The organism is Streptomyces sp. NPDC057900, from assembly GCF_042887885.1.
Lineage (GTDB): Bacteria > Actinomycetota > Actinomycetes > Streptomycetales > Streptomycetaceae > Streptomyces.
The window spans coordinates 197727-210427 of sequence record NZ_JBHVOI010000004.1; the positions used below are offsets into that span (position 1 = coordinate 197727).

The following is a 12701-nucleotide window of genomic DNA, read 5'->3' on the forward strand; positions in this document are numbered from 1 at the left end:
CGCCTTGTCCGGCGTGGCTTCTGAGCGTTTCGTCCCGGGCCAGGATCAGGCTGACGGGTCCCTCTTCGAGGGTGACGCCGCCCTCACTGTGTTCGTGGTACCCGTCCCTGAGTTCGGGTCTGGCTCCGTGGCCCCCCGGCCTGGCCCGTCAGGGCATGCGCAGGCCACCGGCCGGGAGGCCCAGTTCGGCTTCCGCGAGGGTGCGGGCAAGGTTGGTGAGGGGGGCCGTGCGCCGGTCGGCGCTGGTGTTGATGTACGCGCTGGCTCCGTCCACGACGGCGAGGATGCGTACGGCGGATGCCCACGGATCCGCGCAGCGGAACGACTGCTCCCGCACGCCCTGCGTGATGATCTGCTCGATGCGGTGGCACCAGCGCAGCTCCTGGCCGACCACCTGGTCGTGCAGTACGGGGCGGTAGCGGGACAGGTGTCGCGCGTTGAGCCAGAGCTTGCTCACGTTGTCGAACTCGGTGTCCGAGATCAGGGTGAAGAAGCGCTGGAAGGTGCTCAGGGGGCCGCCGCTTCCGGGCTCGGCGGCAGCTGCCTCGGGCAGCAGGCCGTCCAGCTCCGCCGTGGTGGCGCTGGTGAACGCCTCGGCCACGAGTTCCTCGACCACGGGGAAGTAGTGGTGGATGAGTCCGGACTGGACTCCGAGGCCGTCGGCGATCCGCTGCCGGGTGACGCACTCCAGGCCGTCCTCAAGGCCGACCCGCGCGGCCGCCGCCACGATCTCGCGTCGGCGTTCGGCCGCCGCTTTGCGGACTTGCCTCTCAGGACCCCTTGACGTCATGGCAAGGATGTTATTGGCTGTGCAGCCAAATAACAATTGGCCCTACAGCCAATAAATGGATCGCCGCTCGAACGGCTGCCGTGGTACCAGCCCGTAGCGGGATGAGAACGGCACGCCGAAGACGGCCTCCACCGTGTGAGCGCCGCCGGACGCGCGCCCAGCAATGCCAGGAGACGAACGTGGACCACAACCGTGCCGATGCCGGTGATCTGGCTGAATACGGCTACGAACAGGAGCTGAAGCGCACCCTGTCCGGGTGGGCCGTGTTCGCTCTCGGTTTCGCGACGATCTCCCCGGTGGTCGGCATCTACGCCGTCGCCCAGCTGGGGTTCGTCTTCGCCGGTCCCACCTGGATCTGGGCGGTCGTCGTCGCCTTCCTGGGGCAGCTGCTGGTCGCCACGGTCTACGCCGAGCTCTCCTCGCAGTTCCCGATCACCGGCGGGGTCTACCAGTGGGTCCGGCGGCTGGGCGGACCCCGGCTGGGGTGGCTGGTGGGGTGGATCTATCTCGCCTCGGCCATCGCGTCCCTGACCACCGTGGCGTACCTCGGTTCCAGCTGGCTGCACATGCTCTTCAGCGACTCGGCGCTGTCACCGGTGACCCATGTGCTGCTCGGAGTGGTCTTCATCGCGGTGGCCCTGGGCATCAATCTGCTCGGCGTCAACCCCGTCAAGCACTTCCTCAACGCGGGCATCGTCGCCGAAGGCGTCGTCTCCATCGCCGTCAGCGTGTTCCTGCTGCTCTTCGCCCGCCACCACGGCTTCAGCATCCTCTTCGACACCCTGGGCGCGGAGTCCGCCTCCGGCGGGTCCGTAGCGGCCGGGTTCGTGACGTGTCTGGCCGTGGCCGGCTGGGCCTTCCTCGGGTTCGACGCGACCACCCAGGTCGCGGAGGAGACCGAGCAGCCGCGGCGCAGCGTGCCCCGGGCCCTGCTGCGCTCCTACGTGTTCGTGGCGTTCACGGTGCTGCTGACCTCGATCGCGGTGACGTTCGCGCTGCGCCGCCCGGAGGACGCCGTCTCCGGGAAGACCGTGGACCCCGTCTTCGACGCGGTGACGCAGGGCCTGGGCAGCTGGAGCGGGAAGCCGTTCATCGTCGTCGTCCTGGTCGCGTTCTTCGCCTGCGCCATCTCGATCCAGACCTATATCGGGCGGGCCGTCTTCGCCTTCGCGCGGGACCGGCAGCTGCCCTGCTCCGCCCAGCTCGCCACGGTCGGGGAGCGCCAGATCCCCTGGGTCTCGCTCACCGTGACGGCCGTCCTCGCCGGGCTCGGCCTCCTGCTCGGGCTCAACGGAAACGCGGCGGCCACGCTGATCTCCTTCGGTTCCGGTGGCTTCTACTTCATCTTCCTGGCGGTCGCGCTCGTGGCGCTCTTCGCGCGCCTGCGAGGCCGCTGGAATCCGGCGGAGGGCCAGTTCCGCCTGGGCCGGGCCGGTCTGGTGATCAACGTGGCCGCCGTGGTGTGGCTGCTGTTCGAGGCGGTCAACATCGCCTGGCCGCGCGCCGAACTCGCCCCGCCGTCGGGCAGCTGGATCCAGGTGTGGGCCGTGGTCCTGGTCTTCTCCGCGCTGCTGGTCGTCGGCCTGGTCTACGTAGCCGTCGCCAAACCGCACACCCGGCTCTCCCCCAACCCGTCGACCGAGGAAGTCAAGGCTCTCTGATGTCCGCGCAGCTCTCCCCCTCCACCTCCACCGCCCCTGACCCTGCCCCTGCTCTTGTCTACGAACCCGTCGCGGGACTGCACACGCGAGAGATCGCCCACCGGCCCGCCGGACCGGGCGAGGTCGAGATCGACATCCGGGCTGCCGGGGTGTGCCACTCCGATCTGCACATCCTGACGGGGGACTGGCCCAGCGACCGCCCCCTCGTCATGGGCCACGAGGCCGCCGGCGTGGTCACGGACACGGGTGACGGCGTCGGCGCGGTGAAGGCGGGCGACCACGTCGTCCTCTCCTGGTTCGCGCCCTGCCGCCGCTGCCGCAAGTGCCTGGCCGGCATGGCCTGGCTGTGCACCGGCACCCAGGCCGTGGCGAACACCCTGCCCGACGGCACGACCCCCATCACCGACGCCCAGGGGGAGGAGGTCTGGCCCTTCCTCGGGCTCGGCGCGTTCACGAGCCGGGTCGTCGTGCCCGAATCGGCCGTGGTCAAGGTCCCCGACGAGCTGCCGTTCGGCATCGGGGCCCTCCTGGGCTGCTCCATCTCCACCGGTATCGGCGCGGTCCTGAACACCGCGGGCGTGCGGGCCGGCGAGTCCGCGGTCGTCGTCGGCGCCGGAGGGGTGGGCCTGTCCGTGGTGATGGGCCTGCGCCTGGTGGGGGCCGATCCCATCATCGCCGTAGACCTCTCGCCCGAGCGGCTGGCCGCCGCCGAACGGTTCGGGGCGACCCACACGCTCGACGCCGCCACGACCGACGTGGCCGCCTGGTGCCAGGAGGAGCTCGGCGGGGTCGACTACGCCTTCGAGGCCATCGGCAGCCCCAGGGTGATCGAGACCCTTCCGGACATGCTCACCTCCGGCGGGGCGGCCGTCCTGGTCGGCATGGCGGCCGACGGCGCGACGGGCGCGTTCAACCTCTTCGACCTCGCCGACCAGGGGAAGCGCATCCTCGGCTGCAACTACGGCTCCAGCGTCGGCGCGATCGACATTCCGAAGCTGGCCCGCCTCTATCTGGCCGGCCGGCTGCCGCTGGACGAGCTGATCGGCAGGGTGCGCCCCCTCCACGAAGCGGCCGCCGCCTTCGAGGACCTCAAGTCCGCCGTGGGCGCCCGCACCATTCTGGAACCCTAGGCCTGTCGTCAAACTGCCGTCTGCCGGGCGACGCCATGCACGCACTCTCGCCGCACCGGCCCCAGACCCCGGTACGTCCAGTACAGGGGACTGGGGCCGGCACGCCGATAGCACGCGCCTGACGCCGTCCGGCCGCCCTCCGGGCAACGACGGCAGTTTGACGACAGGCCCTAGGATCCGCGACGTCGGCCTCGCGGCACACCAGCGAGCGAGACCGGCGCCGCACCCCCGCCCCTTTCCCCCACACTTCCTGGAGACCTGATGTACGCCGTCACCGACCCGTCCACCGGCACGACCGCGCAGACCTACCCGACCGCCACCGACGCCGAGATGACCGCGGCCGTCGACGCCGCCCACGCGGCCACCGCCTGGGGACGCGGCACCTCCGTGGCCGAGCGTGCCGCGCTCCTGCGCCGGCTCGGGGATCTGCACGCGGAGCACCGGGCCGAACTGGCGGCGGGCATCGTGCGCGAGATGGGCAAGCCGCTCGAAGAGGCGGAGGGCGAGATCGACTTCTGCGTCGACATCTACCACTACTACGCCGACCACGCCGAGGAGTTCCTCGCCGACGAGGAGCTCTCCGTCACCTCCGGCCCCGGTCGCGCCGTCGTCCGGCGCAGCCCGGTGGGTGTCCTGCTCGGGATCATGCCGTGGAACTTCCCCGCCTACCAGGTAGCCAGGTTCGCCGCCCCGAACCTCGCCCTGGGCAACACCATCGTCCTCAAGCACGCCCCGCAGTGCCCTGCCACCGCGGCACTGCTTGAGCGGCTGGTGACCGAGGCCGGGTTCCCCGTCGGCGCGTACGTCAACGTGTACGCCACCAACGAGCAGATCGCGGAGGTGATCGCGGACCCGCGCGTCCACGGCGTGTCCCTGACCGGCTCGGAGCGGGCCGGCGCCGCCGTCGCGGAGATCGCCGGGCGGCACCTGAAGAAGGTCGTCCTCGAACTCGGCGGCTCCGACCCGTTCATCGTGCTGTCCGCCGACGACCTCGATTCCGTCGTGGACGCCGCCGTGTCCGCCCGCCTCGACAACACCGGCCAGGCCTGCAACGCGGCCAAGCGGTTCATTGTCACCTCCGGTCTCTACGACGCGTTCGTCGAGAAGTTCACCGCCGCACTCCTCGCCCGCCAGTCCGGAGCGCCCCTGTCCTCGGTCACCGCGGCCGACACCCTGGAGCGCCAGGTGGCCGCCGCCGTCGCGGAGGGCGCGACGCTGCACACCGAGGGCGCACGCAGCGGCGCCCACTTCCCGGCCGGGGTCCTCACCGGCCTCACCACCGAGCACACCGCCGCACGCCAGGAGCTCTTCGGCCCGGTCGCCATGGTCTTCCGGGCGGCCGACGAGGAGGACGCGCTGCGGATCGCCAACGACACCCCGTACGGCCTGGGCTCGTACGTCTTCACCACGGACCCCGCACAGGCCGCCCGCGTCGCCGACGGCATCGAGGCGGGCATGGTGTTCATCAACGGCGTCGGCGCGGAGGGTGCAGAGCTGCCGTTCGGCGGCATCAAGCGCTCCGGCTTCGGCCGCGAGCTCGGCCGCCCGGGGATCGAGGAGTTCGTCAACAAGAAGCTCATCCGCACGGTGGCGTAGGGCGGTGGCGTAGCACGGGGGCGGGCCGGGCCGTGACCAGACGGCCCAGGCCCGCCGCACGATCAGGAGCTGAACAGCGGGTCATACCCAGGTCTGACCCCACGGTTCAGCTCCTGGTCCGACGCCCCGCGGGGACGGCGCGGGCATCGTCGTCGGCATGACGAACCCGACGACACCCATGGCCGCCCCGGTCACCACGATCGGCGCCCGACTGCGCGCCGCACTGCCTGTGGAGTGGCCGGAGGGGACCGGCTTCCCCGGCCGGTGGGCGGGTGGCACCGCCATGGTGCTCGGCCCGCTCCTGATGCTGGTCGGCGCGTTGTTGCGGGCCCGCTTCCACTTCTTCTATCCCGATCAACTCGCGGCGTACGAGCGGCACCCCACCCTGATGGCCACCGCATACGGCCTCTTCGCCGCGGGCAGTCTGCTGCTCTGGCCCGCCGTGGCCGTGCTGGCCGCACGGATCGGGGCCCGCGGTGCCGGATGGGGCCTGTGGGGCGGGGTGCTGGTCATGTTCGGGCTGTTCGCCCGCGCCTTCCACGCGGGGGTGGACCATCTGGCCTTTCAGCTGGCGCGTTCCCAGGGAGTCGGGCCCGCCACCGAAGCGGTCTCCGCCGGTTACGGCGCCTTTCATGTCTTCGCCACGCTGAACCTCGCCATCCTCGCCGGGTGGACGGTCCTTGCCCTGGGCGCCTGGCGCACCCGGGTGCTCGGCCCGGCCCGTGCCGCCGCACTGGCCCTCACCTCGGCGCTGCCCCTCGGGGTGCTCAAGGGGACCACGCCCATGTCGCTGGTGGCCCTGACCGGACTGTGCGCGGCGCTGGTGCCGCTGGGCGTGGCGCTGCTGCGTGAAGCGCCGCGTCCCAGCCGGGCGGCGGTGCTGCGCTGGGTGCCGCTGACCCTGGTGACGCTCGGCCTGATGGTGCTGCTGGGACAGGCCGGTTGAGTGGACGGGTACAGGTACGGTCGGGTCATGAAGCCCAAGGGGCGGCGCCATCTCTACGTCCTCGACCTCGGCGCGGCACTGGCCCTGACCGCCGTGTACCTCGGCTTCGTCCGGCTGACCGGCGACGACGGGCAGCCCGCCTACACCGGACCGGTCTGGCTCGGCTGTCTGATAGCCGCCGCGGTCGGCCTGCCGATCGCCGTACGCCGCCGCCGGCCGCTCGCGGTCCTGGCGGCCGTGCTGGCCGCCCTGGCCGCGGCATCGCTCCTCGACATCCCGCGTGAGCCCTACGCCGCCGCCGGGTTCGCGGCCTACCTGGTCGGACTGGCCGAGCCCGCCCGCAGGTCCGTGCCCGCACTCGCGGTGGCGCTGCCGGTGGCGTGCGGCGCCGTCTTCCTCGGCGAGGCGGTGGTGACTCCCGCAGAGGACTGGCGGGGCGCCGCCGGGGTGGCCGGGCTGGTGCTCCTGGTGATCGGCGGGGCCTGGGGCGCGGGGTTCACCGTGCGCGGCCGCCGGTCCGGGGCCGCCCGGGAACAGCGGCGCAGGTCGGAGCACGCACTGGACGCGGAGCGGCTGCGGATCGCCCGTGAGCTGCACGACATCGTCTCGCACAACCTGAGCCTGATCGCCGTCAAGGCGGGTGTCGCCGGACATGTGGCGGAGGCCGACCCGCAGGAGGCGCGGGCCGCCCTCAAGGTCATCGAGGAGACGAGCCGCCGCGCACTGGCCGAGATGCGGCGCACGCTCGGCGTGCTGCGGACCGAGGGCGCGCCGCTGGGACCCGTACCGGATCTCGACGGCCTCGGCTCGCTCGCCGCGCAGGCACACCAGGCCGGGGTGGACGTCGACCTGACGGTGCACGCCACGGAGGACCTCGCCGAGGGCACGCGGCTGACCATCTACCGGATCGTCCAGGAGGCCCTCACCAACGCGGTCCGGCACGCCGCCCCGACCCGCTGCCGGGTCACGGTCGAGGCGGACGCGCGAGAGATCCGCATCGACATAGCGGACGAGGGACCGCCGTCCGCACGCGGCCAGGCCGACCGCGAACTCCCGCGCGGGCACGGCCTCCTGGGGATGCGGGAACGGGCGATGATGTACGGCGGAAGCTGCGAGGCGGGGCCCCGGCCGGAAGGCGGCTTCGCGGTGTCCGTCCGCCTGCCGGTCGAAGGGAACCGATGACCATGACCGACGCGACCCCGGTCCCCCCGGTCCGGGTACTGATCGTCGACGACCAGGCGATGGTGCGCGGCAGCTTCCGCGTCCTCGTCGACCACACGCCCGGCATGACGGCCGTGGGCGAGGCAGCGAACGGAGCGGAGGCCGTCGAACTCGCCCGCCGCGAACGGCCGGACGTCGTGCTGATGGACGTCCGCATGCCGGACCTCGACGGCATCGGGGCGACCCGGCAGATCTGCTCGGACCCGGCCCTGTCCGGCGTCCGCGTCCTCATCCTCACCACCTTCGACCTGGACGAGTACGTCTACGCCGCCCTGCGCGCCGGCGCCGCGGGCTTCCTGCTCAAGGACACCCCGCCGACCGAGGTCCTCACCGCCATCGGAGTCGTCGCCGCGGGCGAGGCACTGCTCGCCCCCTCGGTGACCCGTCGCCTGATCGCGGAGTTCGCCCGCCGCCCCGAACCCGCGCGCCCGCCCAGCCGCTCCCTGGACGGCATCACGGACCGGGAGTTGGAGGTGCTCGGCCTGATCGCACGGGGGCTGTCCAACACGGAGATCGCGGAACACCTCCATCTCGGCCTCGCCACGGTCAAGACCCACATCGGACGCCTGCTCGCCAAGCTGCGCTCGCGCGACCGCGCCCAGCTCGTGATCGTCGCCTACGAGACCGGCCTGGTGGGCGACCGCCGACGCGGGGTGTGAGATCCACCGGACGGACGCGCCCCAGCCCACCAGGCCGAAGGCCCTGCCGCCCGCTGGGCGACAGGGCCTTCGACCTGCTGTTCCGCTGTGCCCCCGGCAGGATTCGAACCTGCGACACCCGCTTTAGGAGAGCGGTGCTCTATCCCCTGAGCTACGGAGGCGCGGGCTTGGAGTGGCCTTGCCGGCGGCCCGGTGGACGGGGCGTTGGCAAGGGCTGCGAGCCCACTGGCCGGACGCGGTGTGGCGCCTTCTGCGATCTTGCCGGTGCAGGCGGCGGGGCATACCGATGAACGACCAGGGACAGCGTAGCGGATCCGTCCCCGTGAAGGGCTTCCCCATGGGGTCGGTGGCATTGGGTGCCGGGTGTCCGGTTTCTGACCTGCGGTTTCTGTGGGGCGGGGGTTCTCCGGAAGGGTTCGGGCGCGGTCTTGTCGCCGGCGGGCTTCATCGCGGGCGGCGCACGGTGAGTTGATGGTGTGGCGTGGTGCGGGTCTCGGGTCCCTTGACGGGGTGCGGGCGTGGGCATAGCGTCACGAAAGCCCTGAGCAAGCGCTTAGAGAGGTCGTTCGTGCCGCACCCCGACCCGACTCCAGCCACCCCCGCCGCCGAGCCCGGCCAGGCCGCGGCCAGAGCCGAGCGGGTGGTGGCCGCGCTGACCGGGCCCGGGGGGCCGTTCGCCGTCGTGCGTGCCGAGGACGGGCCGCAGGCGGGGGCGCTCGTGTACGCGGACGGGCCGGGGACGCTCCGCGAGTTCGTGGAGACCACCTGGGCGTTCGGGGACCAGCCGTTCCTGATCTCGGAGGAACGCGGCTATACGTACGGGGAGTTCTTCGCCGCGGCCTCCGCGCTGGCGTGCCGGCTGAGCGAGGGGTACGGGCTCCGGCCGGGGGACCGGGCCGTGGTGGCGATGCGGAATCATCCGGAGTGGCAGATCGCCTTCTGGGCCGCCCAGTTGGCCGGGCTGGTCGCCGTACCGCTGAACGCCTGGTGGACCGGGGACGAGTTCAGGTACGCGCTCGACAACTGCGGGCCTCGGGTCCTCCTGGTCGACGGGGAGCGGTTGCCGCAGGTCGCGGAGTGGGCCCGTGACGCCGGGGCGCGCGTCATCGTCTTCCGGGACGAGGAGCGCGGGGCCCGTGGCGCGGAGCCGGCGGACGGGGTCGAGTGGTACGCGGACCTGCCCGATCCCGATCCGTACGCCGCACCGCCCGAGGTCGGCATCCGGCCGGAGGACGACGCGACGATCATCTACACCTCCGGCACCACCGGCAGGCCCAAGGGTGCCGTCGCCACGCACCTCGCCCAGGCGGGCGCCGCGCGCAACCCCCGGTTCCACGCGGCGGCCTCCGCGCTCGCCCGGGGCGTCATCCCCGGGCAGGGGCCGGCGCCCGTCACGCTGCTGACGTTCCCGTTCTTCCACGTCGCCGCGTTCACCAGCTTCTACGCCGCGATGTCGGCGGGCGGCGCCCTCGTGCTGATGCGCAAGTGGGACGCGGAGGAAGCGCTGCGACTGATCCGCGAGCACGGGGTGACGCACTACGCCGGGGTGCCGGCCACCGCGCTGCAACTGCTCGCCGCGGCCGCCCGGGAGCGGGACGGGCTGGAGAGCCTCCAGATGCTCAACACGGGCGGGGCCGCCGCCCCGCCGGATCTGGTGGCCCGGCTGACCGCCCGTTACGGGGAGCGGATCGAGCCGCGCAACGGGTACGGGCTGACCGAGACCAGCGGCGGCGTCCTGGCGAACTTCGGTGCCGAGTACCGGGCGCATCCCGGCAGCGTCGGCCGCCCGACCCCCACCACGGAGGTGCGGATCGCCGGTCCGGCGGGCGAGGAGCTGCCCGAGGGCGAGGTCGGCGAGCTGTGGCTGCGCGGACAGGCGCTGGTGCGGGGCTACTGGCAGGACGCGGAGGCGACGGCGCGGGCGTTCAGCGGCGGCTGGTTCCGTACCGGGGATCTGGCGGTGGTCCACGAGGGCCGGGTCGATGTCGTCGACCGGATCAAGGACATGGTGATCCGGGGCGGCGAGAACGTGTACTGCGTCGAGGTCGAGGGTGCGCTGCACGGCCACCCGGACGTCGAGGACGCGGCGGTCCTGGGTGTCCCTCATCCGGTGCTGGGTGAGGAGGTCGCGGCGGTCGTCCGGCTCCGGTCCGGTGCCGTGGCCACGGCCGAGGAGCTGCGGGCGCACGTGGCGCGGAGCCTGGCGGCGTTCAAGGTCCCCGCCCATGTGCTGTTCTCGGGGGAGCCGCTGCCCCGCAACGCCACCGGGAAGATCCTCAAGCGCGAGCTGCGCGGACCCGCCGAGGAGGAGATCCGGGGGACGGGGGCCGGAGGGCCAGGAGTCAGGGGCGGGTGACGCGGACCCGGTAGTCGCCCCTGGAGTCCTTGTCGACCACCGATATGCGTATCCCCGTGGCCCGGTCGGTGAAGGTCTGGCCGGGTTGGAACGGGGCGTCGGAGAGCTCGGCGTGCACATTGGGCAGCCGGGTGCAGCCGCTGCTGTCCTTGGTGCTGTCCGCGACGGAGATGGGGCCCTGGCCGGTGTCGACGTCCGAGCTCACCTTGTAGATCAGTACGCCGGGACGGCAGACGGCCTGGTCGTTGCCCGCCTGGGTCCGTACCTCCACCGCGTAGCCGGACTCCGCGCTCAGCGGCACGAACGCCAGCTTGGTGCCGCCCCTGGTGGACAGCGGCTCCAGTACGTGGTCGCTGGTGCCGGTCCGCGAGGCGCAGCTGATCTGGTTGTTGTCCAGCCAGCCGAGCTTCCACTTGTGCCAGCCGAGCAGGTCGTTGTTGGCGCCCCAGTCCTCGGACATGATGTCCCAGTGCCCGACCGAGCCGCCGCCCTCCATCGTGTAGAGGTCCGGGAGGCCGAAGACGTGGCCGTTCTCGTGCGGCAGGACCCGGTATCCGGTCTGGGCGTAAGACCCCGAGCCGTCGTCCTGGCGGCTGTAGACGAAGGACGTGTTGGCGAGCGGCACGCCGTCCGCGTACGGGGCGTCGTCGTTGCCCGAGAAGGTCACGGAGAGCACGGTGTCCAGGGCGGAGGGCCCGGCGTTCGGGCTGACGAGGATGTTGACCAGGTCGTACGCGCTGAAGTCCACCTTCGGGTCGGCGGCGGCGACGATGTCCTGGACGAGGTGGCGGTAGCCAGGTTCGTACGGTGATCCGCGCTCGATCCCGTAGCCCGAGAACGGCAGTGGCATCCGCAGCCAGGATTTCACCGGGGCTTCCGGCACGTAGGTGAGCCGTCCGTACGAGCTGGTGCGGAACCAGTCGGTGGTCTGCGGGAAGAACTCCGCGAGCCGGTCCATGGCCGGCTCCGTGCCCGGTGCGTCCGGGAAGTCGACCATCAGGTTGAGGGCGTGGATCTGGCCGGTGGAGCGGGCGTAGCCCGGCTGGGTCGGCATGCCCTCCGACATCTGTACGCCCATGGACGCCGATATCCGGCACGGGCCGACCCCGGCCGTGCCGGTGCTGGACACCGAACCGGCGGAGGCCCGGCTGGGGAGGGGGAGCGTGCTGCTGGCCGAGGCCAGTGCCGCGATGACCAGGGCTGTTGCCGCGCCAAGGACGACCGGGTGGCGGTGGTTGCGTATCCGGTGGCGGGGCTGCTGCATGAAGGCGCCTTCGGGGCCGCGGCAGCCGGCCGACCCCGGCTGCGCTCTGTCGATCAGCCTCTGCCGGGTGCTGCGGGGGCGCGCGTTGGGTGCGCCGAAGGGGTGGGATTCCCCCGATTCCGCATGGCGTGACTCAGGTCACATTGGGCCGGGAAATAACCGGGGACGGTTTCCCCGTTTGCACCCGTGTCCCCGCGAAACGGGGAGGCGGTCCCCGGTTACGCGGAGAGGTCGCCGAAGTAACGCACGCACCAAACGTACGTACCGGACGTAGGTACCTGCGCACGCACCAAACGTACGTACCAACAGCTACCGGAAGAGAAGGAGCGCCGTCGTGGACACCGTCACCCCCGCGGTCACCGGAACCGCGCAGCCGCGTACGCCCCGCCCGCGGGCCGACGCGCTGCGCAACCGGGAGCGGATCGTGACGGCCGCGCGCGAGATGTTCGTCGAGTTCGGCCCTGATGTGCCGCTCGACGAGGTCGCCCGCCGCGCGGGCGTCGGCAACGCCACGCTCTACCGGAACTTTCCCGACCGGGCCGCGCTGACCCATGAGGTCGTCCTCGCGGTCACCTCCCGCACCACCGAACGTGCGGAGGAGGCCGCGAACGAAGAGGGAGACCCCTTCGTCGCGCTCAGCCGCTTCGTGCACGCGGCCGCCGACGAACGGATCGGGGCACTGTGCCCGATGCTGTCCGGCGGCTTCGACAAGGACCACCCCGAACTGCTCGCCGAGCGGCGGCGCCTCGAAGAGGCCGTCGAAGGACTCGTCGGGCGTGCCATGTCCGCGGGGCGCCTGCGTACCGACATCGCCGTCGGTGACGTACTGGTCGCCCTCTCCCAGCTCACCCGGCCGCTGCCAGGCATCGCCTGTATGAGCATCGACCGGTTCACCCACCGCCACCTCCAGCTGTTCCTGGACGGACTGGAGGCCCCGGCCCGGTCCGTCCTGCCCGGCACGGCGGCGACCATGGAGGACCTGCGGCGCCGGACCTGACCGGCGTGCCGGGCTCCTGAGACGGCTGCCCGGCCGCGCGTCCGCCCCGCCCCGATCACCCCGCCCCTTTCTTCCCGACCC

10 protein-coding genes and 1 tRNA gene are annotated in these 12701 nt (G+C 72.2%); 8 read left to right on the plus strand and 3 right to left on the minus strand.

Annotated features, from left to right (window positions below):
• Nucleotides 1-148: 148 nt before the first annotated feature.
• On the minus strand, nt 149-790 hold the full coding sequence (locus ACFVQ0_RS18470; RefSeq protein WP_390089224.1) for a TetR/AcrR family transcriptional regulator: 642 nt from the start codon (nt 788-790) through the stop codon (nt 149-151).
• Between the two features lie 179 nt (nt 791-969).
• On the opposite strand from ACFVQ0_RS18470, the gene ACFVQ0_RS18475 reads away from it, so the two are divergent.
• From ACFVQ0_RS18475 to ACFVQ0_RS18500, 6 genes are all read left to right on the plus strand, one after another.
• Nucleotides 970-2451: an APC family permease gene (locus ACFVQ0_RS18475; RefSeq protein WP_390089226.1), complete on the plus strand. Its 1482-nt coding sequence runs from the start codon at nt 970-972 to the stop codon at nt 2449-2451.
• Nucleotides 2451-3581, plus strand: coding sequence for an alcohol dehydrogenase catalytic domain-containing protein (locus ACFVQ0_RS18480; protein WP_390089228.1), 1131 nt, complete (start codon nt 2451-2453; stop codon nt 3579-3581). Before ACFVQ0_RS18475 ends, ACFVQ0_RS18480 begins: the two co-directional genes overlap by 1 nt.
• 261 nt (nt 3582-3842) lie before the next feature.
• Nucleotides 3843-5177 (plus strand): NAD-dependent succinate-semialdehyde dehydrogenase, encoded by a 1335-nt coding sequence (locus ACFVQ0_RS18485; protein ID WP_390089230.1) that lies wholly within the window; start codon nt 3843-3845, stop codon nt 5175-5177.
• A 157-nt stretch (nt 5178-5334) separates the two neighbouring features.
• A complete protein-coding gene (locus ACFVQ0_RS18490; RefSeq protein ID WP_390089232.1) occupies nt 5335-6123 on the plus strand; it encodes a hypothetical protein in 789 nt (262 codons plus the stop codon).
• Between the two features lie 27 nt (nt 6124-6150).
• Nucleotides 6151-7305, plus strand: a complete 1155-nt coding sequence (locus tag ACFVQ0_RS18495; protein ID WP_390089234.1) for a sensor histidine kinase — start codon at nt 6151-6153, stop codon at nt 7303-7305.
• 2 nt (nt 7306-7307) lie between these two features.
• Nucleotides 7308-8003 (plus strand): response regulator, encoded by a 696-nt coding sequence (locus ACFVQ0_RS18500; RefSeq protein WP_390089235.1) that lies wholly within the window; start codon nt 7308-7310, stop codon nt 8001-8003.
• A gap of 88 nt (nt 8004-8091) precedes the next feature.
• Here ACFVQ0_RS18500 and ACFVQ0_RS18505 read toward each other — a convergent pair.
• Nucleotides 8092-8164 (minus strand) — tRNA-Arg (locus tag ACFVQ0_RS18505).
• 407 nt (nt 8165-8571) lie between these two features.
• Here ACFVQ0_RS18505 and ACFVQ0_RS18510 point away from each other — a divergent pair.
• Nucleotides 8572-10359 carry a class I adenylate-forming enzyme family protein gene (locus ACFVQ0_RS18510; RefSeq protein WP_390089237.1) on the plus strand — a complete coding sequence of 596 codons (1788 nt, stop codon included), beginning with the start codon at nt 8572-8574 and terminating at the stop codon, nt 10357-10359.
• On the opposite strand, the gene ACFVQ0_RS18515 is transcribed toward ACFVQ0_RS18510, so the two are convergent.
• Nucleotides 10346-11623: a M6 family metalloprotease domain-containing protein gene (locus tag ACFVQ0_RS18515; protein ID WP_390089239.1), complete on the minus strand. Its 1278-nt coding sequence runs from the start codon at nt 11621-11623 to the stop codon at nt 10346-10348. The genes ACFVQ0_RS18510 and ACFVQ0_RS18515 overlap by 14 nt on opposite strands.
• Before the next feature lie 334 nt (nt 11624-11957).
• Between ACFVQ0_RS18515 and ACFVQ0_RS18520 the strand changes: the two genes are divergently transcribed.
• Complete coding sequence (locus ACFVQ0_RS18520) at nt 11958-12620, plus strand: TetR/AcrR family transcriptional regulator (RefSeq protein WP_390089241.1); 663 nt, start codon at nt 11958-11960, stop codon at nt 12618-12620.
• Nucleotides 12621-12701 lie beyond the last annotated feature (81 nt).

What these genes read in the sequence shown, in the direction of transcription:
- ACFVQ0_RS18470 (WP_390089224.1), bottom strand. Translation starts at nt 790, where the DNA reads ATGACGTCAAGGGGTCCTGAGAGGCAAGTCCGCAAAGCGGCGGCCGAA.
- ACFVQ0_RS18480 (WP_390089228.1), top strand. Translation starts at nt 2,451, where the DNA reads ATGTCCGCGCAGCTCTCCCCCTCCACCTCCACCGCCCCTGACCCTGCC.
- ACFVQ0_RS18485 (WP_390089230.1), top strand. Translation starts at nt 3,843, where the DNA reads ATGTACGCCGTCACCGACCCGTCCACCGGCACGACCGCGCAGACCTAC.
- ACFVQ0_RS18490 (WP_390089232.1), top strand. Translation starts at nt 5,335, where the DNA reads ATGACGAACCCGACGACACCCATGGCCGCCCCGGTCACCACGATCGGC.
- ACFVQ0_RS18495 (WP_390089234.1), top strand. Translation starts at nt 6,151, where the DNA reads ATGAAGCCCAAGGGGCGGCGCCATCTCTACGTCCTCGACCTCGGCGCG.
- ACFVQ0_RS18500 (WP_390089235.1), top strand. Translation starts at nt 7,308, where the DNA reads ATGACCGACGCGACCCCGGTCCCCCCGGTCCGGGTACTGATCGTCGAC.
- ACFVQ0_RS18515 (WP_390089239.1), bottom strand. Translation starts at nt 11,623, where the DNA reads ATGCAGCAGCCCCGCCACCGGATACGCAACCACCGCCACCCGGTCGTC.